Below are 24690 nucleotides of genomic sequence, written 5' to 3'. Positions count from 1 at the left end.
GCTCTTCCTTTCTCTGTCTGTTTAGATGGTCGCTAACTCCATGACCGAGACGTCATTTGCCTGGTCACGATCGAGAATGCCTGCCTGCTTGCCTTGGGCAAGCACGAGAATGCGATTGGAAATGCCGAGAACTTCCTCGAGGTCCGAGCTGACTACGATGACCGCCACACCCTGTTTGGCAAGGTCGACGATGATGTCGTAGATGCCCGCGCGGGCGCCGACGTCGATGCCCCTTGTCGGTTCGTCGAGGACGACGACCTTGGGATCGCGCAAGAGCCACTTGGCGATCACGACCTTCTGCTGGTTGCCGCCGGAAAGATCGGAAGCGTATTGCTCGGCGCGGCCCTTCACGCCGAACTTGGCAACGGCCTTTTCCGCGAAGGAGCGCTTGAGGCGCGGCGTAATCCACCCACCGCCGAGTTTATCCAGATTGGCATAGATGATGTTTTCGCTGATCCGGTGCCCGACGATCAGGCCTTGCTCCTTGCGATCTTCCGGAACCATCACGATGCCCTTGGCGACGGCGTCGGCCGGGTCGCGCAGCCTGAGTTCCTCGCCTTCCAGCTTGATCGAACCAGCGCTGATCGGATCCGCTCCCGAAATCGCACGCACCAGTTCGGTGCGGCCGGCGCCGACCAATCCGGCGATGCCGAGAATTTCTCCGGCCCGCACTTCGAAGGTAACGTCACGAAACGAGTCCTCGGGCGAACTCAGTCCGGACACCTCAAGGACCGGGCGGTCCGTCGGAACCGGCAGGGTAGGGAACAGGCGATCAAGCGGGCGTCCGACCATGCTCTCGACGATCGTTCGCACCGGGGTGGCGCTGTCTGAGAATTCCTGCACCCGCTCCCCGTCGCGAAGAACGACGATCCGGTCGGTGATCTGCTTGATCTCTTCCATGCGGTGGGAAATGTAGACGATGCCGACACCCTCCGAGCGAAGCTTGCGAACCTGTTCGAACAGGGCTTCCGTCTCCGCGCCGCCGAGGGCGGCTGTCGGTTCATCAAGGATCAGGAGCTTGGCGTTGAGAGCCAGCGCCTTGGCGATTTCGATGAGCTGTTGATTTGCGGTGGAAAGGCCGGCGACCATCCGTGTTGCCGGTATATGAAGGTTCAAACGCGCGAGCTGGTCCTGGGCCCGGCGAACCATCTGAGCCCGGTCGACGACGCCGTTCTTCATCGGCCAGCGTCCGATGAAGACGTTTTCCGCAATCGACAGCTGCGGCAGAAGCTGCAGTTCCTGATGGATCAGGACGACGCCCTTGTCGATCGCGTCGCGTGGGGTGGCCGGGGCATAGGGCTGCCCCAGCCATGTCATTGATCCCTCGGAGGGTGTGCGTGAACCGGCAATGATGCCCGACAGTGTCGACTTGCCTGCTCCGTTTTCACCGAGAAGTGCGACCACTTCACCGGGATAGACGTCCAGGCTGACATTCTTCAGCACCTGGAGCGGCCCATACCACTTGGATATGCCCCTCAGGGAAAGAACGGGATCAGTCACGGCACACCTCCTCAAGACCTCGGCTTCATTAGAGCGCCGTGCGTCCTTTCGGACGCACAAAGGACGCTAGGGATGGTTGGCGATGAAGCCTGCGACGTTTTCCTTGGTTGTCAGCGTGGCATCCAAGAGCTGTACCGGCGGCACTTTTTCACCGGCGACAAGCTTGGCGGCGTTTTCGACTGCATCGCGGCCCATCTTCTGCGTCTGCTGCGTCGCCGTCACATTGAAGACGCCCTTGCTGAGGGCTTCGAGAGCCGCGGTATCGCCGTCGAAGCCGCCGACCACGATCTTCTGCGAGGGATTGGCGACCTTGATCGCCTGGGCGGCGCCAAGCGCGAGACCATCGGCCTGTGCGAAGACGATCGAGACGTCGGGGTTTGCCTGCAGCATATTCTGCATGATCTGGAAGCCCTCGTCCTGGCTCCAGATGTTCGAATATTGCTCGGCGACAACCTTCACATCCGGATAGGCCTTGAGCGATTCACCGCAGCCCTTCGAGCGATCGACTTCCGGCGTCGTGCCCTTCTGGCCGTGGATGATGACCATCTTCCCCTTGCCGCCGGCTTCCTTCAGGATGTAGTCGCACACCGCCTTGGCAGATGCGACGGAATCCGTTGCGAGGAAAGTATCGCCCGGCGCGCCTTCGGCGTTGCGGTCGACGTTGACGACCGGAATGCCGGCGCTCTTCGCGAGCTTGACCGGAACGGTCGCCGCTGCCGCACCTGCCGGAATGTAGATCAGCGCGTCGATTTTCTGGGTCAGAAGATCCTGGATCTGATTGACCTGCGTCGGTCCGTCGCCCTTCGCGTCGACCGTGATGACTTCGATGCCGCGCTTCTTGGCTTCGGCCTCGACCGATTGCTTGATCTGGTTGAAGAAGTTTGCCTGAAGGTTGGCAACGGCCAGGCCAAGCTTCTTCAGTTCCGCCGCGTGTACGGGACCGAGCATGAGACCGAGCAGTGCAGCGGACGCGAACATGGTGCGCGCAATTTTCATTGTAGTTCCTCCGTTTTTTGATGGACCCTAGGGTATGTCCTCCCCCTGGGGTTATTGATCCGCCCCGAATTTCCGGGACGGAATTCCGTGTCCGCCAGCGCGGCGGAGCATGCGCGTCAGGCGCGACGCCGACGAATGGTCTCTGCACCGACCGCGAGCACGATGACGATCCCGATGATCACCTGCTGCAGGAAGGGCGAGACGTTGAGAAGGTTGAGGCCGTTGCGAAGCACACCGATGATCAGGACGCCGATCAGCGTTCCCCCGATGCCGCCCGCGCCGCCGGAGAGCGATGTGCCGCCGATGACGACCGCGGCGATGGTGTCCAGCTCATAGCCCAGGCCGCTGGACGGCTGGACAGAGTCCAGGCGGGCGGCGAGCACGATGCCTGCGAGCCCCGCAAGGACGGCGCTCACGACATAGACTGATATCGTCACCAGCGGCACGTTGATGCCGGCCAGTCGCGCGACTTCGGGGTTGCCGCCGACCGCATAGAGCATGCGGCCTTCGGAGCGGAAGTGCAGGAAGAGCCACGCCGCAAGAACGACGGCGAGCATCAGGAAGACCGTGGCGGTCATGACGCCGAAATGGCGATCGATCGCCAGCATCATGAACCAGTCGGGGAAGCCGACGATCTGCTGACCGTCGGTGATCATGTTTGCAACGCCCCGCGCCGCCGACATCATCGCAAGCGTGGCGATAAAGGCTGGAACCCGGAACTGCGTCACCAGAAGTCCGACGATGAGGCCTGATACCGCCGATGCGATCAGCGCGAAGGCGATGCCGACGGGCAGCGGCAGGCCGGCGACATTGGCCGTCCAGCCCATGACCATCATCGCCAGGGCGAGGGCCGAGCCGACGGACAGATCGATGCCGCCGATCAGGATGACGAACGTCATTCCGACCGCCATGATGCCGAGGACGGTGATCTGGTCGAGGATATTGAGGCCGTTTCGAACCGAAAGAAACGTGTCTGTGCTGAAGCTCAGAAAGATGCACAGCGCGAGCAATCCCACGAGCGGACCGGTAGCTCCCTTGAGCTTACCGAGCCAAGCGCCGGACGAAAGCCTGTGTTCATTGATATCGAGCGCCACCATTGCTCCTCCCATGCCTAGGCTTGTATCCGATATTTGTGCAAGCTAGAATAATTATTCACCGTTGCTGGAAAATTCATTAACAACTTGCTTTTCGCCTGTCAACAGGATTTGTTCCAGCATGGCACCGTCGGCTTCCCGTTTAGAGGCTTGACTAATCGGCGTGTTGTGCAAAAATATTGAAGACTGAATATTTATGCATAAGAGGAACCCATGGATACGACAGAACTTGAGCGCATCGCCCGCCAGATCCGATTGCGCGATCTCCAGGCGGTCTTTGAAGCGGGCGCCGGCCATATTGGCGGGGAGATGTCGGTCATCGACATTTTGACCGCGCTCTATTTTCGTGTGCTGAATGTCTGGCCGGACCAGCCGAAGCATCCCGACCGCGACAGGTTCGTTCTGTCAAAGGGACATACGGCTTGCGCCCTCTACGTGACGCTCGCAAAGCGCGGCTTCATCCCGGAGGAGGAGATTTCCACCTTCCTGCAGCCGCATTCGAGGCTGAACGGGCATCCGAACTGCAACAAGGTTCCGGGCGTCGAAACCAATACCGGTCCGCTCGGCCACGGCCTTCCGGTTGCGGTGGGCATGGCAAAAGCCGCCAAGCTCTCGGGCGCTGGATATCGCACCTATGTCGTCACCGGCGACGGCGAGATGCAGGAAGGGTCCAACTGGGAGGCGATCATGGCGGCAGCTCAGTTCAAGCTCGATAACTTGACGCTGGTCATCGATCACAACAGGTTCCAGCAGGGTGCCGCGCTTGCCGAAACCAACGATCTCGCTCCGCTTCGTCCGAAGCTCGAAGCCTTCGGCTGGGAAGTCACCGAGATCGACGGCAACACTATGGGCGAGATCGTTCCGGCTCTCGAACACCGGGGGGCAGGACCGCACTGCATCGTCGCCCATACTAACAAGGGCCACGGAATCTCCTTCATGCAGGACCGGGTCGAATGGCACCATAAGGTGCCAAGTAGGGAACAATACGAAATCGCATTGGCAGAATTGTCGGAGGCACTGTAATGAACGCGCCAGTAAACCCACCCAAGCTTCACGATTGCCGCGACGCATTCGCCTCCACGCTCGAACGGCTGGCAGCTGAAAACGAAACGATCGTCGCCGTCTGCAACGACTCGGTCGGTTCCTCCAAGCTCGGCGGCTTCAAGTCGAGGTTTCCGGAGCGCCTCGTCAATGTCGGCATCGCGGAGCAGAACATGGTCGGCGTCGGAGCAGGGCTCGCCAATGGCGGGCGGCTGCCCTTCGTGTGCGGCGCTGCGCCGTTTCTCACGGGCCGGTCGCTGGAGCAGATCAAGGCCGATATTTCCTACTCTAACGCCAACGTCAAACTGGTGGGCATCTCTTCGGGAATGGCCTATGGCGAACTCGGTCCGACTCATCACTCGATCGAAGACTTTGCCTGGACGCGCGTATTGCCCAATCTCCCCGTCATCGCACCCTGCGACCGGATCGAAACCGCTGCTGCCGTTGCCTGGGCGGCGACCTACAACGGGCCCTGTTTCCTGCGTCTGTCACGGGTCGGAGTGTCCGACCTTCTTCCGGAGGGGCATAGGTTCGAACTCGGCAAAGCCAATCTCCTGCGCCAGGGTTTCGACGTCACTCTGATCGCCAACGGCACTTTGACCCATCGCATTGTGAAGGCTGCCGAGATTCTCGCCGGCCGCGGCATCGATGCCAGGGTGCTCAATCTCGCAACGGTTCGTCCGATCGACGAGGAGGCCATTATCGCCGCGGCGAAGGAGACCGGAGCGATCGTCACGGCCGAAGAGCATTCGATCTTTGGCGGGCTCGGCTCCGCGGTGGCTGAAGTGGTGGTCGACAATGCCCCGGTGCCGATGAAACGTCTCGGCGTTCCCGGCGTCTACGCGCCGACCGGCTCGGCAGAGTTCCTGCTCGACGAATACGGGATGTCGCCGTCCGCAATCGCCGACGCCGCACAGGCGCTGATCAAGCGCAAGTAACTGGGGATCGCGTGAAGCGGCCGGGGCGCATTTTGCCGCTGCGGCCGCCACCTGATCTGTGGAGGATAGAATGCGGGCAATTCTGGCAATCGACCAGGGTACGACCAATTCAAAGGCAGTTCTCGTTTCCGAAAAGGGAGAAATTGTCCGCCGGGGTTCGGCGCCGGTCGGCATCTCCTATCCGAGGGAGGGCTGGGTCGAACAAGATCCACGCCGGCTTTACGCCTCGGTCTGCGAAGCGATCGACGCATGCCTGAAGACCAGCCCCGACGTGACGATCGAGGCGGTCGCTATTTCCAACCAGCGCGAGTCCGTTACCGCGTGGGATGCTGAAACAGGAGAACCGCTTGGACCGGTCGTCAGCTGGCAGTGCCGTCGAACGGCGCAGGATTGCGAACGTCTGATTGCCGACGGCCACCTCGGCCGTGTGCAGGCGCTGACCGGCCTGCCATTGGATCCGATGTTCCCGGGTTCGAAATTCCGATGGCTGCTCGACCGGATTCCGGCCGGGCGATCGGTACGGCTGGGAACGGTCGACAGTTGGCTCATTCACTGCCTGACGGGCGGGCGCCGGCATGTCTGCGACGCTTCGAATGCCGCCAGGAGCCAGTTGTTCGATCTCAGCGAACAGAGATGGAGCGAGGAACTGGGCGAGATCTTCGGCGTCGATATCGCGCTGCTGCCCGAGGTGCTCGACAGCTCTGCCGATTTCGGCAGAACGCAAGGATTGCCAGGGGTGCCGGATGGCACGCCTATCATGGCCGCGATCGGGGACAGCCACGCGGCCCTGTTCGGCCATGGCGCATTCAAGCCGGGCGACGGCAAGGTTACCTTCGGAACCGGCTCTTCGGTCATGACGACGCTGCCGCAATTCATTGCGCCTCGTAACGGCGTCACAACCACCGTCGCATGGCGCATCGCGGGAAAGCCGACTTTCGCTTTCGAGGGCAATATCCTCGTTTGCGCCGCCAGCCTTCCCTGGATGGTTGACATTCTCGGCCTGGCGGATGTTGCCGCCCTTGTCGAACTTGCGGCGAGCGCCGGGCCGGGCGCGCCTGGCTTCGTGCCGGCGTTTGTGGGGCTCGGTGCGCCTTACTGGAATTCCGACGCCCGTGCTTTGTTCTCCCAGATCAACTTCAATACGACACGCGCGCAGATGGCGCGCTCGGTAACCGATTCCATCGCCTTCCAGGTGCATGATGTGATCGCGGCCATGCGGGCACAGAGCGGCGGCGCGCTCGGCGCGCTCTATGTGGATGGGGGACCGAGCCAGAACCGCTTCCTGATGCAGTGTGTCTCGGATCTTATAGAGCATCCCGTGATCCAATGCGAAGCACCCGAGGCGTCGGCTCTCGGCGCCGCTTATCTGGCGGGGCTCTCCCTCGGCTTGTGGAGTGATCTCCATGTCGTCTCGGAGCTGCCACGAAACAACCAGACCATCGAGCCGCAGGCCGTGGACCGAGAGGCCCTTCTGGCGACCTGGAATGATGCGCTTGCCCGCTCGACGTCCCGCGAAACACAGGCTAAAGGTGAATAAAAATTCACTTCGGGATCAGCGATGACTCGCCTCAACGAACTCCGCCTCATTTCAAGGGTCGCCCAGATGTACCACATCGAGGGGCGGCGGCAGGCGGAGATCGCACAACACCTTCGCCTGTCGCAGGCGACGGTGTCGCGCATGCTCAAGCGCGCCGAGGCGGAAGATATCGTGCGAACCAGCGTCATCCCTCCCGTCGGCACCTATAGCGAATTCGAGGGCGCGCTTCGCCAGAAATACGATCTGCCGGAGGCGATCGTCGTCGAATGCACCGAAGATCGGGACGGGGCCATCATGGCCCGTATCGGCGAGGCGGCGGCGCATCTCCTGGAGGTGACGCTTGCGCCAGGGGAGATCATCGGCGTTTCGAGCTGGAGCCAGACCATTTTCAAGATGGTCGAGAACATTCATCCCCAGAAGAGCGCTCAGGCGAAGTACGTCGTCCAGACCCTCGGAGGCATGGGTGATCCCTCCGTGCAGACGCATGCGACACAGCTGACCACGCGGCTTGCACGGCTGACCGGCGCCGAGCCGAAACTGCTGCCGGTGCAGGGCGTGACGACATCAAGAGAAGCAAAGCTTCTGATGCAGGCCGATCCGTTCGTCCGCGAGACGATGGACCTGTTCGGCAGCATCACGCTGGCGATCGTCGGAATCGGAGCCGTCGAGCCCTCCGAACTTCTGGCACGCTCCGGCAATATCTTTTCGGCTCGCGAACTCTCCGATCTCGCGGAAGCAGGCGCCGTCGGCGACATTTCGCTGCGTTTCTTCGATAAAACCGGCAAGCCGGTCAAGACGCCCCTGGACGACCGGGTCATTGGGCTGCCGCTTGAGGATCTCGAGCGGGTCGACCGGGTCATTGCCCTTGCCGGCGGGTCCAAGAAGACCGATGCCATTGCAGGTGCGCTCCGCGTAGGGGTCATTGATATGCTTGTTACGGACAAGTTTACCGCGCAGCGATTGATCGACTGACGATACGGGCGCAAGCCCAATCTTCTCTGTGTGATCCCTCTTGAAAATATCCCAGCCGTATGTTCTCGGTGGGTTAGGCACCGGTCGGGAAGCCACTCAAGAGGATGATATGAAGGACATGGATCCTCAAGGCTTGTACGAGGCTTTGGGTGTGCAGCCGTCGGCAACGGCTAAGGAGATTAAAAGCGCATTCTGGCGACTTGCCCAGCAAACGCATCAAGATATGTCTGGCGCAAAATCGGCCTCAAAATTCCACGAGGTTTCCAAGGCGTACGACGTTTTAAACGATCCCGTTCGACGCGCTGAATATGACGGCTTGCAGTATCAAAAGGCTGTACCGGAGCCTGAGCTTCAGTATGAAGTGATCAACCCGATATCGTGTTCGCGCTGCGGATCGGTCACTCCTCAGCCGCGTTATGTCGCCTTCTCTCGGGTCTACAGTTTCCTTTTTTGGACAACCTGCTCTCCTTCGGAAGGAATATTCTGCGCGAGCTGTGCGCGCAGGGAAGGATTGAAGTCCTCATTCATAACGATGCTTGCTGGGTGGTGGGCTGCTCCATGGGGTATCCCATATTCTGTTGTTTCGATCGTGCGGAATGGGTTTGGTGGTAAACGAGATCGGAAATTGGATGAGGAAATGCTTTGGCACAACGCCGTGGCATTCCTGACGCGCGGAAATTTCCTATTGTCCTATGCTCTCGCGGTTCCTTCAAAGAGGGCGCGCGATAAAGGCATAGTCGAATGCGCGGCAATATTAATTGAACGGTTGGAGGAGAAGGGCATCGGTCGTTATCGGCCCCACCTGAAAGACCCTTGGCGCCTGTCCGTCGGCACGGTTTCGACGCATCTATTCATGGCTTTTTCAGTGCCCGGGATTATCGTGGCATTTTTCGTTATGGATTCAATGAGCCGGCGCGCTTCGTTTGAATCATATTCTTTGCCTCAAACCGCGTTGCTAGAACGTGCCCCCTCCGTGGTAACTCCGTATGTGCCGAACTGTACCATCCCAGTGCAGAATGGGAAGATTTTAGGAGGACGTCTCTGGACATCCGAGGTTGGTCACGAGTTGGAGATATACAATGGGAGCAAAGTGGATGCGATTATCAAGCTGAGAGACGCAGTTTCGGGTGTCTTGGTGAGTGCCTTCTTCGTCGCCCGCGGCCAGACGGCGCAATTGAGCGGTATTCCGGATGGCCAATACAAAGTGCAGTATGCTTTCGGTACCCAACTCGCCCTTGGTTGCCAAGGCTTCGCTGACACTATCGGCGCCGGCGAAATGCCTTCAGCGAAATTTTTGGTTACCGACATCAGCGGAACACAGCCGGCCACCACCAAGCTCGTCTATCGGATTGCGAAGACCCCTGCCACAGGGGACAGAGAGATTAGCCCGCTCACCATATCTCCTGAAGAATTTAGTCGCCCTTGAAGGGGGATTTTGCCTTATTGTTTCCAGGAAAATGCGGCTCTAAGTCTCCATTGAAACCCAGTTCAGCCGTCGCAAGCCGCCGGCGAACTACATGTCGCCGGAAATGATGATGCGGCATCAGAGCATGCCGCTCTCGCGCGCATTTCGGCAAGGAAATGCTAGCGGAAGCGGTCGTCAATCTCCTCAGCAAGGCGGGCTTTGTGGACATCGTGGTCGACCACAAGCTCGGCGATATTCAATGGGCGGCAGGCGCGCAAAATGCCGGTTCTGAGAGGGCTGGAGCGGATGGTGAAGGAGTGGTTTGCAATTTGTGCGCGTAAGCCTGGGTGATGTGACGCATTCTATGGATGTCACGGAGGCGACGACCGGTCCTGTGGTGGCGTTCCATAAGCCGTACGCGGAAAATCAGCACCGGGCATTACCCACTCTCCCTGATTTCTGCGACGAGCACAGGAACGAGGGTGGGTAGTAGGCGTTCTCCTCAACTTGACGCCGGCATTCGCTCTCTAAGGCAGAAATCTACCGCAAACATCACCCACCCGTGACACTCATGTGCCGGGCCACCGCCGGGCGATTATGCGTGCGGTCGATGATGAAGTCGTGGCCTTTCGGCTTGCGGGTGATGGCTTCGTCGATGGCGGCGTGGAGGAGGGCGTCGTCTTCGGTGGCGCGCAGTGCGGCTCTGAGATCGGCGGCGTCGTTCTGGCCGAGGCACATATAGAGGGTGCCGGTGCAGGTGAGGCGGACGCGGTTGCAGCTTTCGCAGAAATTATGGGTCAGCGGTGTAATGAAGCCGAGGCGGCCGCCGGTCTCTTGGACCCTGACATACCGCGCCGGGCCGCCGGTCTGGTAATCGATATCGGTCAGGGTGAACTGACGTTCGAGATCGGCGCGCAGCTCTGAGAGCGGCAGGTATTGATCGGTGCGGTCCTCTTCGATCTCACCCATCGGCATGGTTTCGATGACGGTCAGGTCCATGGCCCGGCCGTGGGCGAAGCGGACCATCTCCGGCATTTCCACGTCGTTGAAGCCTTTGAGCGCCACGGCATTGAGCTTGATCCTGATGCCCGCCTTCTGGGCGGCGTCGATGCCTTCCATGACCTTGGCAAAATCGCCCCAGCGGGTGACCTTGCGGAACTTGTCGGGATCGAGCGTATCGAGCGAAACGTTGATGCGGCGCACGCCGCAATCGTAAAGCTCCTCGGCATGGCGGGCGAGCTGCGAGCCGTTGGTCGTCAGCGTCAGCTCGTCGAGGCCGGAGCCGATCCGCTGGCCGAGTTGCCGTACCAGATACATGATGTTCTTGCGCACCAGCGGCTCGCCGCCGGTCAGCCTGATCTTCTTCACGCCCTTGGCGATGAAGGCGGAACAGAGACGGTCGAGCTCTTCCAGCGTCAGCAGATCCTTCTTCGGCAGGAAGGTCATATTCTCCGCCATGCAATAGGTGCAGCGGAAATCGCAGCGGTCGGTGACGGAGACGCGGAGATAGGTGACTGCCCGGCCGAAAGGGTCGATCATCGGGTGGGCATCCGCCGTGAGCGGCGATGCATTGCCTATGGTTTCGACTCTGGTGTTCACCTGTATCTCCGTACTCTTCCCAATGTGGGCATATGCTATTGTCGCGTCAAGGGAAACAGCCGATGCGAAGAGGCCAATTTCAGCTTGCGCTGAAAAAGAGCAACGCCTAATCCTCGCATGAGAAGAGGACGAAATGATGAGCGATATCTGGCCGAGCGAACTTCGCGTTTCGAAAGACCGGCAGCGGCTGGTGGTGACCTTCAACGACGGCAAGAGCTTCGATCTTTCGGCCGAGCTTCTGCGCGTGCTGTCGCCCTCGGCGGAGGTGCAGGGGCACGGGCCGGGGCAGAAGGTGACGGTGCCGGGCAAGCGCAATGTCGCGATCGTTTCGATGACGCCGACCGGCAATTACGCCGTCAGAATCGGGTTCGACGACATGCATGATACCGGCATCTACACCTGGACCTATCTGCGCGAACTCGGCGAGCGGGGAGCGGAGCTGTTTTCGGCCTATGAGGACGAGCTCAGGGAAAAGGGCATGAACCGCGACACGGCGGAAAAGCCGCGCTGAATTTCACATAACCGGCCATCGGGGGACACATGGCGAAAGCGACTAGAAAGAACTGGCTGCGCGCCAAGGGCAGTGCGGCCGGCAGCAAGGTGACTTTCCTCGAACTGTTCTTCGACCTGGTCTTCGTTTTTTCGATCTCGCAGCTTTCGCATGCGCTTGCCGCCCATTACACGCCGCTCGGCGCGGCCGAAGCGGCGCTGATGACGTTTGCCGTCTGGTGGGTGTGGATCTTCACCACCTGGGTGACGAACTGGCTCGATCCCGACAAGATCCCGGTACGCGGCATGCTGGTCGTGCTGATGATGCTGGGCCTGGTGCTTTCCGCCTCCATCCCCGAGGCCTTCGGCGACAAGGGGTTGCTCTTTGCCGGGGCCTATGTGGCGATGCAGGTCGGGCGTTCGCTGTTTGCGACCTATGCGATGACTCGCGTCGACCGGGCCAATACGCTGAATTTTGCCCGCATCACAAGCTGGCTCGCTGTGGCCGCGATCTTCTGGATTGCCGGCGGATTGCTGGAGCACGAAGCCCGGCTGATCGCCTGGATGATCGCGCTGGCGATCGAATATGCCGGCCCGGCCGCCGGTTTTGCGGTGCCGGGGCTCGGCCGCTCGACGCCGAGCGATTGGGACGTTTCCGGGGCGCACATGGCGGAGCGCTGCGCGCTCTTCGTCATCATCTGCCTCGGCGAAGCGATCCTCGTTTCCGGCCGCACCTTTGCCGAGCTGCCGATCTCAGGTCTGACGAGCCTTATTTTCGTAACCGCCTTCATCGGCACGGTCGCCATGTGGTGGCTCTATTTCCGCTTCGGCCATGAGCGCGCCGCCCATCGCATCGAGCACGAGGAAACGCCCGGGAGGCTGGCGCGGCTCGCCTTTACCTATGGCCATATTCCGATTCTGGCCGGTATCATCGTGCATGCGGTGGCCGTGGAGTTCATGTTCTCGCACCCGCATGAGACCGGCGATGTCGGCGTCGCCGCGGCGGTGCTCGGCGGCTCCGGCCTGTTCCTGATCGGCAATCTCTGGTTCAAGGGCGCGACCAGCGGGCGGATGCCGCTATCGCACCTCGGTGGTCTGGTGGCCGTGATCCTGCTTGCCTTCGTGGCGCCCTTCATCGAGCTCTATTTGCTGGGCATTCTGGCAACGCTGGTGTCGATCGCCGTCGCCGCCTGGGAATATCGCTCGCTGAGCGGCACATCGCCCACGCCGACGCTGCATTGACCGTCAATCTTCGTCGCTGAGGTCCTTGAGCAGCACGGTGATGATGCGCTCCATGGAGGAGGCGGTCGCCATGCATTGCTCGATCGGCTCGTCGGAAAGTGTGCGTTCGATGAGGTCGGTCTGGATCGCCATGGCCGCCTCGGTCAGCCTGCGGCCTTCTCCGGTGAGATGGAGGCGGAGCACACGCTTGTCGCGCGCGTCGCCGCGCCGTTCGATCAGCCCGCGTTTTTCCATCTGCGGCAGGAGCATGCTCATATTGGAGCGGCCGACAAGCAGCTTGCGCGCCAGCTCCTGCTGGGAGATGCCTTCGAAGCGATAGAGATTGACCAGAATATCGAGATGCGGCGGCTTGATGTCGAGTTCGGCAAGCGAGCGCGCCAGGGACTGCTGCATGAGTTGGCAGGCGCGAGCCACCGCGATCCAGCTGCGAAAACGCGGATGATCCCAGGGAAGGGATTGATTTTTGTTCATCGTTGTACTTTATTGTTCAGTGTTGAACATGTTTTGGATTCCCACTATGGCAAATTTCGCGCTCAAGGTCATCCGCCTGGGATTTTCGGGCCTGCAGGCGGTTTCTCCGACGCTGGCGGGCAGGGCGGCGTTCCAGCTGTTCTGCCGCACGCCATCGCCGCGGCCAAAGGGCGGCAAGGCGAAGGCGGCGCATGCGGCGGGGGCGGCGCGGCTTCAAGGCGCGGAGCGCTTTGTGCTGAAGCTTTCCGGCGGCGCGAAGGCACATGCCTACCGGCTGAACGGCGGGGCGCTCGGCAAGCGCAAGCGCTATCTCGTCACGCATGGCTGGGGCTCCAGCGCCGTCTACATGGCCGATCTCGTTTCCATGCTGGCGGCAACGGGAGCCGAGGTCGTGGCGCTCGATTTTCCCGGTCACGGGCGCGCGGGCGGGCGTTTTCTGCATATGGGGCTTGCGGTCCAAGCGATCGCGGCGGCAGAGGAGCGGTTCGGCGCCTTCGACGCGGCGATCGGCCATTCCTTTGGCGGGGCAGCACTGATGGTCTCGGCAGCCGGCCTGCTTTCCGATGTCGCGCCTATCAACGGCGAGCGACTGGTGCTGATCGGCGCGCCGAGCGAGATGGCCTGGCTCTTCACCGATTTCGGCCGGATGATCGAGCTTCGTCCTTCAGCGCAGGCGGCGCTCGAAAACGAGGTTCACCGTGTCACCGGACGGCGACTCGAGGAATTCGACGCCAGCAATACGGCGGGCGCGATCACGCAGCCTGTGCTCGTCATTCACGCAGTGGACGACAAGGAAGTGTCGGCGGCCCATGCCAGGCGTTATGGCGCAGCCGCCAAGAACGTGCGGCTGTTCTGGGCGAACGGCTTCGGACATCGGCGCATCGTCGGCGCGGCCCCCGTCCTCGGAGCAGTTGCGGCTTTCCTGGACGGTAGCCCGCAAGAGGAGACCAGCGAAACCATCAAAAAAGATGCGGAGATCATTCCGTTTTTTGAGCTTCCGGTCAGGCGCGCGGCATTGTAGCGTCCGCGCGGATATCAAGCCGCGGCGGGACGCCTCATGAAAATCATCAGCAGCATCGAAGAGCTCAATACGATCTACGGCGCAGGCCTATCGCAGGCATCGGTCGACAAGGTGACCAAGCGGCTGACGCCGCACTATCGCGAGATGATCGAGATCTCGCCCTTTGCCGCGCTTGCGACCGTCGGGCCGGAAGGGCTCGATTGTTCACCGCGCGGCGATCTCGGCGGCGTGGTACGCGTCATCGACGACGAGACGCTGCATCTGCCGGACTGGCGCGGCAACAACCGCGTCGATTCGCTCTCCAACATCGTGCGCGACCCCCGGCTTGCGCTGATGTTCCTGATTCCCGGCTCCAACACGACGATGCGCATCAACGGTCGCGGCGTCGTCTCCAATGACGAGGCGCTGCTTTCGAGTTTCGAGATGGACGGCAAACATCCGCGCACCGTCATCGTTATCGCGATCGACGAGGTCTATTTCCAGTGCGCCCGCGCCGTGATGCGGGCGGAACTCTGGAATGCCGCGCATTTCGCCGATCCGGCAGGCCTGCCGACGCCGGGGCAGATGCTGAAGGCTGCGGTGAGCGATTTCGATCAGGAAACCTACGACCGGGAATGGCCCGGCCGCGCGGCGAAGACGATGTGGTGAAACAGTCACCAAGCGGTGACGGGCGTCAAGCCTTGTAGATCAGCCAGCTCTTGGTGAAATCCTTCTGCATGCCATCCTCATAAAGGATGGTGCAGTTGCGGCCGGCATTCTTGGCGCCGTAGAGCGCGATGTCGGTCTTGCTGTAGAGTTCGCCGGCGTCCTCTGCATTGGAGGCCATGCAGACGCCGATCGAGACGGTGACCGGTCCGTAGTTCACCCGCGTGCGGGAATTCTTGAAGGGGGTCGTTTCCAGCGTCCGGCGGATGCGCTCGGCGATCGCCATCACTTCCTCGGTCGTATTGCCCTCGATGATCAGCGCGAATTCCTCGCCGCCGGCGCGGGCGACGAAAACATCGCGGCGGACATTGCTGCGGATGACGGATGCGACGGTGGCCAGGATCTTGTCGCCGACCGGATGGCCGTAGGTGTCGTTGATCTTCTTGAAATTATCGATGTCGGCCAGCAGCAGGGCAGTGACCGGCCGCATGCCGGGATTGTTGAAGACGGCGGCGAGGCGATCGTCGAAAGCGCGGCGATTGGAAAGGCGCGTCAGCGAGTCGGTATTGGCGATGCGCTTATATTCGTCGAGTTCCTTGCGGACCTGATCCATTTCCTGCGAACGCTGGACGACATCCTCGACGGTGCGTTCGCCATGCGCCATGGTGTCGCCGGTCGCCTGGCTCAGGAGTTCGATCGCGCTTTCGATCAGTTCGACGCTGGCATTGCTTTTGGAAGTGATGCGCTTATGGGTTTCGCCGAGCAGCCTCGTATAGCTTTCGAGCGAGCTTTGCTCCTGCCTCAGGATCCGCAGCAGGCCGTCAAGTTCGCCCGAGATGCGCGTATGGGCGTCATCATAGACGCGGGCAGGGCTGTTGGTGAAATACTGCGCGCCGAGCGCATCGAGTTCGGCCTGGGTCGCCTGGCTGCCGAGAGCTGCGAGCTCTCGGGTGAGAGCCGGATTGGAGCCGATATAGGCTTCGTAGAAGAGTTCGTAATTGCGGGGTATCGGCGCGACGCCCATCGAGCGCATGGCATAGGTGATCTGACCCGCTACGTCGGGAACCTGCACCTTGGGCGCGACAGCCGTGTTCATCCGGCGAACTCCTCATGTATTCGAAGGCAATATTTTATTTCGTAGCTTAAATTTCTTGGGAAAAGATTAAAGCGATATATACCAAAGATTACATATGAGAACTTCGAAGTGAGGCAATATCTCAAGCAGGCCTATGATTTTGCATCGAAAAACGTATCTTCGGCGGAGCAATGCATACCCGCTTGGCGGGTACGGTGTTTAAAAAACTTACAGTTATTCTCTGGCCCGTGGATCGTATTCATCTTGTCGACACCTAGTTTTGGTCGCCTCCTATTTCAGCGCAGACATTCTGAAGCGATATTTTCCGGCGAAAATCCAGCTGTCGCCAGCAAACCAGGGCATGAGATCATGAAAAGGTCTCGTTCCGTTTCTGTTGTCATACTAGCGTTCACCGTCATCGCCGGCGGTGCTTTGCTGCTGGAGCATAACGGCATCTTCGCCGGGGCTTTTCGAACGGAGATCCTGGCGAGGGTGGATGATCGGGATGTCGCCCGTCCAGGCGCAACAGCTGTGCTGGCACAGGATGTCGGTCTATCAGATAAGACGCAGGCACAGTAAAGGCGCTGTGAAGGTCTAATAACCGCGGCGGCGCCGGTTGTTTTTCATTGCCCTTTGTTAAGTTCAATGCACTCGCGGCATTGCCGCTCGCTTCTCAACCGGCTGCCTGCCGAAATCAACCCAAATTCAGTTCCTGGAAGAAATCATTGCCCTTGTCGTCGATGACGATGAAGGCCGGGAAGTTTTCGACTTCGATCTTCCAGACGGCTTCCATGCCGAGTTCGGGATATTCGAAGACCTCGACCTTGCGGATGCAGTCCTGGGCGAGGCGGGCTGCGGGGCCGCCGATCGAACCGAGATAGAAGCCGCCATGCTTCTTGCAGGCCTCGCGCACGGCGCGCGAGCGGTTGCCCTTGGCGAGCATCACCATCGAGCCGCCGAAGGACTGGAACTGGTCGACGTAGCTGTCCATGCGGCCGGCCGTCGTCGGGCCGAAGGAGCCGGAGGCGTAGCCGGCGGGTGTCTTGGCCGGGCCGGCATAGTAGACCGGGTGGTTTTTCAGATAATCGGGCATGCCTTCGCCCTTTTCCAGCCGCTCGCGGATCTTGGCGTGCGCCAGGTCGCGGGCGACGATGATGGTGCCGGTCAGCGACAGGCGCGTCTTGACGGGATGCTTCGACAGTTCGGCGAGGATGGCGGCCATTGGCTGGTTGAGGTCGATGCGCACGACGGATTCGGAAAGCTTCGCCTCGTCGATCTCGGGCATGTATTTCGACGGATCGGTTTCGAGCTGCTCGACGAAGATGCCATCGCGGGTGATCTTGCCCTTGGCCTGGCGGTCGGCGGAACAGGAGACGCCGAGGCCGATCGGCAGCGAGGCGCCGTGGCGGGGCAGGCGGATGACACGGACGTCATGACAGAAATATTTGCCGCCGAACTGGGCGCCGACGCCCATCTGCTGCGTCAGCTTGTGGATTTCCTTTTCCATCTCGATGTCGCGGAAGGCGTGGCCGCTCTCGGAGCCTTCGGTCGGCAGTTCGTCGAGATAGCGGGTCGAGGCGAGCTTGACCGTCTTCAGGTTCATCTCGGCGGAAGTGCCGCCGATGACGATCGCCAGATGGTAGGGGGGACAGGCAGCCGTCCCTAGCGTGAGGATCTTCTCCTTAAGGAAGTCGATCATCCGGTCATGGGTCAAAAGCGAGGGCGTACCCTGATAAAGAAAGGTCTTGTTGGCCGAGCCGCCGCCCTTGGCGACGAAGAGGAAATCGTAAGTATCAGTGCCTTCCTCATAGATATCGATCTGCGCCGGCAGGTTGTTCTTGGTGTTCTTCTCCTCGAACATTTTTATCGGCGCGAGCTGCGAATAGCGCAGGTTCTTCTTTTCATAGGCGTCGAGGACGCCGCGGGAAAGCGCTGCCGTGTCCCCGCCCTCGGTCCAGACCCTGCGGCCCTTCTTGCCCATGATGATCGCAGTGCCGGTGTCCTGGCACATGGGCAGCACGCCGCCGGCGGCGATATTCGCGTTCTTCAGGAGATCGTAGGCGACGAAGCGGTCGTTGTCGGTGGCTTCAGGATCGTCGAGAATCGAAGCGAGCTGCTTGAGGTGGCCGGGGCGCAGCAGGTGGTTGATGTCGGCAAAGGCGGTTTCGGCAAGCAGGCGCATGCCTTCCGGCTCGACGCTCAGGATCTCCTGGCCCTTGAAAGTGTCGACAGAGACGTAGTCGCTGCTGATCTTGCGATAGAGGGTGGCATCCTTGCCGAGGGGGAAGAGATCGTCAGCCATCGAAGTGACCTTTCTGGTGGGCGTGCGTCGCTAGATTGGAACCGGTCTAAATCCGCCGCCGGATAAAAGCAATCTGGATGCGCGCCGACTCTGCAGTCGGCCGTGTCGTGCCGCATTTCGCAGTTGGTCTACTACACGCGATAGGCGAGTTGATAAAAAAGAAACCGACATTTGTCGCGAAGCCGACGACTTCAGGTTGCTTTCAGTCCGAGGCCGGTTCATATTCCCGCCAGCGTGAACCTGCCGGGGGCTTCCAATGACAAATGCAAAGCCAACTGCTGTCGACGACCTTCTCGTATTTTTCGAAAATGATTTGATCCGCGGAGATCTGCTGCGCCTCGCCAGCGATCCCGAGGGAGCGCAGATGTATGCCCGCTTCGTCAATGGTGTGCGGATCGACGCCAAACATGGGCCTGACCACGAAACGATCATTGAGGGCAAGTACGGAACCTTCAAGGTGAAACCTGACGGTCACTTCACGTACGAGCTGGACTATACGCTCGATGTGGTGAAAAATTTGGGGAAATCCGATCAGCTCATCGAGACGCTGAGCTACAAAATGTCCGATGGCTCAGGGGGCACGGACCTCGGCGTGCTGACGCTGGCGATCGACGGCGTCAATGAAGGCGAAAAATACCACGAGATCCTGGATTTCGACGACATGGGCGTCACGTCGAGGGCGGATAATTTCTTCCTTCCCAACTATCGTGGTTTTGCGCTCTCCGTGAACGGCAGTCAGGAACTGACGCTTCTGAACGGTATCGTCTACGATACCATCCCGGGCGTCGACGCCATCACCGAGGACGGCTTCAGCGATACCGTGCTATCGCCGGGTTCGGCGCCTGTGACGTTGACAATGGTCGACGGCGGGGAGTTCACCTTTCAGGGCGTCTCGATCGCCGAATTGTCGGCGTCACCGTTTCTACTGACGCTCACCGCCTTGAACGACGGGCAGATCGTCTATCAGCAGGAGCTCGAGGTTACCGGTCCCAATCTCGAGGTCAGCATCGAAGACATCGACGAAATCCGTTTCGATTTCATGGGTAATTCTGTCGTGATGGACAATTTTTCGCTGTTGGTGTGATGTTTGGCGCCAACACACTCTCCCTCATTCCTGTGCTCGTCACAGGAATCCAGTGCGCCCAAGTCGTTGGGCGCGAAAGACTCTTTCCCTTGAAGTGTTGATTCATTCACGACGCGCCGTGGCTGGATTCCTGTGACAGGCACAGGAATGAGGGAGCAAGTGGCTGGCCTGTCCTCTTCCTCTCGCTCCTGGCGGACGAGAGAGAGGAATGCGGCGTCACCACGGACCTCTTCTCCCCAGCGGGAGAAGAGGCTGAGCGCAAGCGAAGAGCAACAATGGACGGCGTGCGTGTAGCCGGCGTCAACCGTCCTATCTCGGGCCGATCATCGTCTCCGGGCGGACGATCGCGTCGTAGTCTTCGGCTGTGACGAGGCCGCTGGCGAGCGCCTCTTCCTTCAGCGTCGTGCCGTTCTTGTGTGCGGTCTTGGCGATCTTGGCAGCGGCGTCGTAGCCGATCTTCGGGGCGAGCGCGGTGACCAGCATCAGCGAGCGTTCGAGGCCGGCCTTGATGTTGTCTTCGCGCGCTTCGATGCCGACAACGCAATTGTCGGTGAAGGAGACGGCGGCGTCGGCGAGCAGCTGTACCGACTGCAGGAAATTATAGGCCATCATCGGATTGTAGACGTTGAGCTCGAAATGGCCCTGGCTGTCGGCGAAGGTCAGCGCCGCGTGATTGCCGAAGATGTGAACGCAGACTTGCGTCAGCGCCTCGCATTGCGTCGGATTGACCTTGCCGGGCATGATCGACGAGCCGGGCTCGTTTTCCGGCAGCGCCAGTTCGCCGAGGCCGGCGCGCGGGCCGGAGCCGAGCAGGCGAATGTCGTTGGCGATCTTGAAGAGGGCGGCAGCGGCGGCATTGATGGCGCCGTGGGAAAAGACCATGCTGTCATGCGAGGCGAGCGCCTCGAACTTGTTCGGTGCGGTGACGAAAGGCATGTCCGTGATGGCGGCGATCTCTTCGGCCACCTTCTCGGCAAAACCCACCGGCGCATTGAGGCCGGTGCCGACGGCAGTGCCGCCCTGGGCGAGCTCGCAAAGGCCGGGCAGGGTCATTTCGATGCGCTTGATGGCGGAGCCGACCTGGGCAGCGTAACCGGAAAATTCCTGGCCGAGGGTCAGCGGCGTTGCGTCCTGGGTGTGGGTGCGGCCGATCTTGATGATGTGGCTGAACTCGGTGACCTTCATGTCGAGGGCGGCATGCAGGTGCTTCAGGGCCGGCAGCAGGTGATGGGCGATCCGTTCGGCGCAGGCGATGTGCATGGCCGTCGGATAGGTATCGTTCGACGACTGGCTCATGTTAACGTGATCGTTGGGGTGCACGGGCTTCTTGGAACCCATGACGCCACCCAGCATTTCTATGGCACGATTGGAGATCACTTCGTTGGCATTCATGTTGGACTGCGTGCCGGATCCGGTCTGCCAGACGACCAGCGGAAAATGGTCATCGAGCTTGCCGTCGATCACTTCCTGGGCGGCGTCGACGATGGCTTTGCCGAGGGCCGGATCGAGCTGGCCGAGCGACATGTTGGCGCGGGCGGCCGCCTGCTTGACGATGCCGAGTGCGCGCACGATCGACAGCGGCTGCTTTTCCCAGCCGATCTTGAAATTGCCGAGCGAGCGCTCCGCCTGGGCGCCCCAATATCGGTCGGCGGCGACGTCGATGGGGCCAAAAGTATCGGTTTCCGTGCGGGTTGCGGTCATGGGCCTTGCCTTCCCTTTACATGCTGTTTTCTGGCATATTCCAAAGATGTGGTCTTATAGGTTGGAAACCGTGACAAGAAAACCGGATACCGCACGAAATATTGAATATTGCACTCATGTTTGGTTTGGCCGGACGGCGTGCTTTTTCGGCCACTTTGGAAATTTTATGCGTCGGCACGTTTTTGTCGCACTGGTCCGGCGGCGAAAATTCGGTAAAAAATTAACCAATAATTTCATAATTTTGTGTGAACTGTTGCGCGGCGACGCGCAGGATTCCTCTCACATGAAATTGAGTCCGCCGGCGCTGGCGGCGGAGGCGAATTTCTGATGAAGGAACCGACGCTGCGTGAGTTTCGCGGGATTTGAGCTTGAGCTTTGCGCTCGTGACAAGAACAGCATGACACCGGGACTGGAAGATATATGACGTTCGTTTTGAAAGGCGCGGTATCCGCATTGGCAATTTCCTGCGGGCTGGCGGTAATGAGTGCCGCTCCCGCGCATGCCTATACGCTGATGGATATGCTGCGCGGCGACAGGCAGCGGACCCAGAGCACCATCTTCATGGACCAGATGCCGCCCGGCCGGGTGGCGCCGCGCGGCGCGACCGGCGGATCGCTGGGCGGGCTCGATCCGGAAGCGCCGCTGCCAAAGGTGAGCGGTCCGCGCTACTACACCTACAAGACCGAAACGCTGCAATTCGTCGATACCAGCAAGTTCGCCGATCCGATCGTCACCGGTGCGGTTGCCGAAGTTTCGCCGGGCGGCGATTCCACTGCCGAACCCGTGGTGCAGCGCCGCTTCCTGGCGCAGGCGAAGGTCCGCGCCAATGCCGACGTCGCCAAGGCGCTCGAAGCCTATTATGGCGACAACCGCAATCCACTCGTCTGGGTCGACGGCAACCAGATCAACGAGCGCGCCAAGTCGGCGATGGCGACGCTTGCCGATGCGTCCTCGGTCGGGCTCGATGCGGCCGATTATGCCGTTCAGGCGCCCGAGATCGATCCGGCAAATCCCGATCCCGCCGTACGCGACCGGGCGTTGACGCAATTCGAACTCGATCTTTCGGCCAAGGTGCTGGCCTTCGTGCAGGACACGGTGCGCGGCCGCATCGATCCGAACAAGATTTCCGGCTATCACGATTTTCAGCGCAAGGTCGTCAATCTGACGCCGGTGCTGAAACTTGCCCGCATGAGCCCCGATGTCGGCGCTTACATCGCCAGCCGTTCGCCCGACAGCCCGCAGTTCCTGGCGCTGAAGACCGAGCTTGCGAAGCTGCGGGCCGCTGATGGCGGTAGCGAGGAGCACATCGTCATTTCGCTCAGCGGACTGCTTCGGCCGGGCGACAGCTCTCCGGAGATCGCCAATATCGTCAAGGCGCTGCAGAAGCATGGTTCCGAGACGCTGAAGACCGATCATGCGGCGACGCTTGCCGCCTACACCGGCAGCAGCGACTATTCTCCCGACATCGTCTCGCTGGTCGAGGACTTCCAGAAGGAGCGCGGCCTGAAGCCGGACGGCGTCATCGGCCAGGCGACGGTACGCGCCATGACCGGCGGCGACACCAGCGCCTCGAAGATCGACAAGCTCGTCGTTGCCTTGGAGCAGGCGCGCTGGCTGCCGGAGGACCTCGGTTCCCGTTACGTCATGATCAACCAGCCCGCCTACATGGCCTACTACCACAATGACGGCAAGGAACAGCTGTCGATGCGCGTGGTGGTCGGCGGCAAGAACAATCAGACCTATTTCTTCAACGACGAGATCGAGACGGTGGAGTTCAACCCGTTCTGGGGCGTGCCGCAGTCGATCATCATCAATGAGATGCTGCCGAAGCTGCGCTCGGACCCGAACTATCTCGACCAGCTCGGCTACGAAGTCGAAGTCAACGGCCACGCCGTCGCCTCGTCCAGCGTCGATTGGTACGGCTCGACACAGAACGTCTCGGTGCGCCAGCCGCCAAGCAGCGACAATGCGCTCGGCGAACTGAAGATCCTGTTCCCGAACAGCCATGCGATTTACATGCATGACACGCCTTCGAAGAGCTTCTTCAAACGGGACATGCGGGCTCTCAGCCACGGCTGCGTGCGCCTTGCCGATCCGCGCGCCATGGCGGCGGCCGTGCTCGGCACGACTGTCCAGGAGGTCGCAAAGCAGATCGCTACCGGCCAGAACCATGCGGTGAGAGTGCCGCAGAAGATCCCGGTTTACGTTTCCTATTTCACCGCCTGGCCGAACAAGGACGGCGTGGTGGAATATTTCGACGACGTCTACGGCCGCGACGCCTATGTCGACAAAGCTTTCGACGCGACGACGAAGGCGCGTGGGGCGCAGATCTGATACAGGTTTGTCGGGTTATTGATTGGGCGGTCTTCGGGCCGCCCATTTTGTATTGGGCGAGGAATAGGTGAGCGTTGTGTTTGGCAGACCGGTGCGCCAAACTCGTCCCTCATTCCTGTGCTCGTCACAGGAATCCAGCAGCCGCGTGTCCATGTGGCGGGAAATTACCGTTGATAAATGGTGCGATCGCAGGAGCGATCTCATATTCAGCTCAGAGTCTATTCTGCTTGCGGACGCAAGCCGGCTGGATTCCTGTGACAGGCACAGGAATGAGGGAGGATAGGTGAGCGGACGCTTCAGACCGCAACCTTCTCCGCATACTCTCGCAGCAGCCTCTCCACCAGCTCCACCGTCAGTTCATCATAATGCGTGATGATAACATCCGGGTTCAACGTCGAGACCGGCACGTCAGAATAGCCGAAGGGCACGGCGATCGATGGCACGCCGGCGTTTCTCGCTACGGCGATATCGTTGATGCTGTCGCCGATCATCACGGTTCGGGAGAGATCGCCGCCGGCGCGCTCGATGGTGCCCGTCAGATGGCGAGCGTCGGGTTTGCGGTGTTCGAAAGTATCGCCGCCGGTGATGGCGGTGAAATAGTGGGTGAGATCGAGCTTGTCGAGCAGACCGAGCGCGAGGCTCTCCATCTTGTTAGTGCAGACGGCAAGGTGATAGCCGGCGGATTTCAGCCGCTCCATCGCGGCGACCAAGCCTGGATAGGGTTCGGTGTGGCCGGGCATATTGCCGGCATAATGGGCGACGAAGCGTTCCATGAGCGGCTGCACGGCGTCTGCGGCGAGCGGATGGCCGCGCAGGCGGCAGGCGCGTTCGATCATTACCCGCGCGCCCTGGCCGACGAGATGGGTGAGATCGTCATAGCTGACCGGTTCGAGGCCGAGGGCTGCGATCGTATGGTTCAGGCTTTCGACGAGATCGGCATGCGTATCGAGAAGCGTTCCGTCGAGATCGAAGACGACAAGCGCCTGATGAGCGGGGGCAGGGGTCAAGGGTTTGCCTCTTTAAGCGATGGGGCGTGGTGAGCGTCGCCTCAGGGGGCGACTGCGTCCTTCTGGGAACGACTGCGTTGTCCCTGGGGTAGGCGATTGCGCGGTGGAAAGCAACGGCCTGGGGATGAGCGGGGAGGCCGCAGGCATTTGTTTCGGCTTTTCATTTTCCGTGATGATTTTGACTTTCGTTTGCCTGGCGAGCCGTGTAAACAGCACATCCAACGCAATATCAGGAGC

At 60.6% G+C, this 24690-nt stretch carries 22 protein-coding genes and 1 pseudogene; 14 read left to right on the top strand and 9 right to left on the bottom strand.

The features are described from left to right. Positions 1-21 precede the first annotated feature (21 nt). The 3 genes from ATY77_RS27225 to ATY77_RS27215 all read right to left on the bottom strand — a co-directional run bounded on the left by ATY77_RS27225 (position 22) and on the right by ATY77_RS27215 (position 3593). Positions 22-1500 carry a sugar ABC transporter ATP-binding protein gene (locus ATY77_RS27225; RefSeq protein WP_088689615.1) on the bottom strand — a complete coding sequence of 493 codons (1479 nt, stop codon included), beginning with the start codon at positions 1498-1500 and terminating at the stop codon, positions 22-24. 66 nt (positions 1501-1566) lie between these two features. Continuing rightward, entirely contained in the window at positions 1567-2496 is a 930-nt protein-coding gene (locus ATY77_RS27220; protein WP_088689614.1) for a sugar ABC transporter substrate-binding protein, read from the bottom strand. A 116-nt stretch (positions 2497-2612) separates the two neighbouring features. After that, complete coding sequence (locus ATY77_RS27215; RefSeq protein ID WP_011425658.1) at positions 2613-3593, bottom strand: ABC transporter permease; 981 nt, start codon at positions 3591-3593, stop codon at positions 2613-2615. A 210-nt stretch (positions 3594-3803) separates the two neighbouring features. Between ATY77_RS27215 and ATY77_RS27210 the strand changes: the two genes are divergently transcribed. The 6 genes and pseudogenes from ATY77_RS27210 to ATY77_RS33325 form a co-directional block, all read left to right on the top strand. Further along, on the top strand, positions 3804-4613 hold the full coding sequence (locus ATY77_RS27210; RefSeq protein WP_088689613.1) for a transketolase: 810 nt from the start codon (positions 3804-3806) through the stop codon (positions 4611-4613). Further along, positions 4613-5569, top strand: coding sequence for a transketolase family protein (locus tag ATY77_RS27205; RefSeq protein WP_088689612.1), 957 nt, complete (start codon positions 4613-4615; stop codon positions 5567-5569). The genes ATY77_RS27210 and ATY77_RS27205 overlap by 1 nt, the downstream gene beginning before the upstream one ends. Before the next feature lie 70 nt (positions 5570-5639). Continuing rightward, positions 5640-7106 carry an FGGY-family carbohydrate kinase gene (locus ATY77_RS27200; RefSeq protein ID WP_088689611.1) on the top strand — a complete coding sequence of 489 codons (1467 nt, stop codon included), beginning with the start codon at positions 5640-5642 and terminating at the stop codon, positions 7104-7106. Positions 7107-7127: 21 nt separating this feature from the next. Then, positions 7128-8078, top strand: a complete 951-nt coding sequence (locus ATY77_RS27195) for a sugar-binding transcriptional regulator (protein ID WP_088689610.1) — start codon at positions 7128-7130, stop codon at positions 8076-8078. A gap of 109 nt (positions 8079-8187) precedes the next feature. Then, positions 8188-9504 carry a J domain-containing protein gene (locus ATY77_RS27190; protein ID WP_088689609.1) on the top strand — a complete coding sequence of 439 codons (1317 nt, stop codon included), beginning with the start codon at positions 8188-8190 and terminating at the stop codon, positions 9502-9504. 73 nt (positions 9505-9577) lie between these two features. Then, a pseudogene (locus ATY77_RS33325) lies at positions 9578-9834 on the top strand (SAM-dependent methyltransferase); the annotation flags it as partial. 201 nt (positions 9835-10035) lie between these two features. On the opposite strand, the gene moaA reads toward ATY77_RS33325, so the two are convergent. Continuing rightward, positions 10036-11082 (bottom strand): GTP 3',8-cyclase MoaA, encoded by a 1047-nt coding sequence (gene moaA / locus ATY77_RS27180; protein ID WP_088689608.1) that lies wholly within the window; start codon positions 11080-11082, stop codon positions 10036-10038. Positions 11083-11218: 136 nt separating this feature from the next. On the opposite strand from moaA, the gene ATY77_RS27175 reads away from it, so the two are divergent. Both ATY77_RS27175 and ATY77_RS27170 read left to right on the top strand, forming a co-directional pair. Further along, positions 11219-11593 carry a DUF971 domain-containing protein gene (locus tag ATY77_RS27175; RefSeq protein WP_088689675.1) on the top strand — a complete coding sequence of 125 codons (375 nt, stop codon included), beginning with the start codon at positions 11219-11221 and terminating at the stop codon, positions 11591-11593. A 29-nt stretch (positions 11594-11622) separates the two neighbouring features. Beyond that, the gene (locus ATY77_RS27170; RefSeq protein WP_088689607.1) at positions 11623-12813 is read left to right on the top strand and encodes a low temperature requirement protein A; all 1191 of its coding nucleotides are present in this window, start codon (positions 11623-11625) and stop codon (positions 12811-12813) included. Positions 12814-12816: 3 nt separating this feature from the next. On the opposite strand, the gene ATY77_RS27165 is transcribed toward ATY77_RS27170, so the two are convergent. Then, positions 12817-13284: a MarR family transcriptional regulator gene (locus ATY77_RS27165; RefSeq protein ID WP_088689606.1), complete on the bottom strand. Its 468-nt coding sequence runs from the start codon at positions 13282-13284 to the stop codon at positions 12817-12819. Positions 13285-13330: 46 nt separating this feature from the next. Here ATY77_RS27165 and ATY77_RS27160 point away from each other — a divergent pair, with 46 nt between their 5' ends. Both ATY77_RS27160 and ATY77_RS27155 read left to right on the top strand, forming a co-directional pair. Next, on the top strand, positions 13331-14305 hold the full coding sequence (locus tag ATY77_RS27160) for an alpha/beta fold hydrolase (protein WP_088689605.1): 975 nt from the start codon (positions 13331-13333) through the stop codon (positions 14303-14305). A 36-nt stretch (positions 14306-14341) separates the two neighbouring features. Next, complete coding sequence (locus tag ATY77_RS27155; RefSeq protein ID WP_088689604.1) at positions 14342-14953, top strand: pyridoxamine 5'-phosphate oxidase family protein; 612 nt, start codon at positions 14342-14344, stop codon at positions 14951-14953. Positions 14954-14978: 25 nt separating this feature from the next. On the opposite strand, the gene ATY77_RS27150 is transcribed toward ATY77_RS27155, so the two are convergent. Then, complete coding sequence (locus tag ATY77_RS27150; protein ID WP_088689603.1) at positions 14979-16046, bottom strand: GGDEF domain-containing protein; 1068 nt, start codon at positions 16044-16046, stop codon at positions 14979-14981. Between the two features lie 348 nt (positions 16047-16394). Between ATY77_RS27150 and ATY77_RS27145 the strand changes: the two genes are divergently transcribed. Next, the gene (locus ATY77_RS27145; protein WP_088689602.1) at positions 16395-16604 is read left to right on the top strand and encodes a hypothetical protein; all 210 of its coding nucleotides are present in this window, start codon (positions 16395-16397) and stop codon (positions 16602-16604) included. A gap of 115 nt (positions 16605-16719) precedes the next feature. Here ATY77_RS27145 and ATY77_RS27140 read toward each other — a convergent pair whose 3' ends face one another. After that, positions 16720-18327 carry a fumarate hydratase gene (locus ATY77_RS27140; RefSeq protein ID WP_088689601.1) on the bottom strand — a complete coding sequence of 536 codons (1608 nt, stop codon included), beginning with the start codon at positions 18325-18327 and terminating at the stop codon, positions 16720-16722. Between the two features lie 256 nt (positions 18328-18583). Between ATY77_RS27140 and ATY77_RS27135 the strand changes: the two genes are divergently transcribed. Further along, positions 18584-19411 carry a VCBS domain-containing protein gene (locus ATY77_RS27135; protein WP_088689600.1) on the top strand — a complete coding sequence of 276 codons (828 nt, stop codon included), beginning with the start codon at positions 18584-18586 and terminating at the stop codon, positions 19409-19411. A gap of 309 nt (positions 19412-19720) precedes the next feature. Here ATY77_RS27135 and fumC read toward each other — a convergent pair whose 3' ends face one another. Further along, positions 19721-21112: a class II fumarate hydratase gene (gene fumC, locus ATY77_RS27130; RefSeq protein ID WP_088689599.1), complete on the bottom strand. Its 1392-nt coding sequence runs from the start codon at positions 21110-21112 to the stop codon at positions 19721-19723. On the opposite strand from fumC, the gene ATY77_RS32690 reads away from it, so the two are divergent. Both ATY77_RS32690 and ATY77_RS27125 read left to right on the top strand, forming a co-directional pair. Further along, positions 21111-21440, top strand: a complete 330-nt coding sequence (locus ATY77_RS32690) for a hypothetical protein (protein ID WP_141103970.1) — start codon at positions 21111-21113, stop codon at positions 21438-21440. The two genes, fumC and ATY77_RS32690, sit on opposite strands and share 2 nt — an antisense overlap. A gap of 92 nt (positions 21441-21532) precedes the next feature. Then, the gene (locus ATY77_RS27125; protein ID WP_088689598.1) at positions 21533-23446 is read left to right on the top strand and encodes a murein L,D-transpeptidase; all 1914 of its coding nucleotides are present in this window, start codon (positions 21533-21535) and stop codon (positions 23444-23446) included. 296 nt (positions 23447-23742) lie between these two features. On the opposite strand, the gene ATY77_RS27120 is transcribed toward ATY77_RS27125, so the two are convergent. Further along, positions 23743-24453: an HAD family hydrolase gene (locus ATY77_RS27120; protein ID WP_088689597.1), complete on the bottom strand. Its 711-nt coding sequence runs from the start codon at positions 24451-24453 to the stop codon at positions 23743-23745. Positions 24454-24690 lie beyond the last annotated feature (237 nt).

It is taken from the genome of Rhizobium sp. R634 (assembly GCF_002211305.1).
GTDB lineage: Bacteria > Pseudomonadota > Alphaproteobacteria > Rhizobiales > Rhizobiaceae > Rhizobium.
Note: the sequence above shows the minus strand (reverse complement) of the source record. Positions and strands in the feature narration are given on the sequence as shown.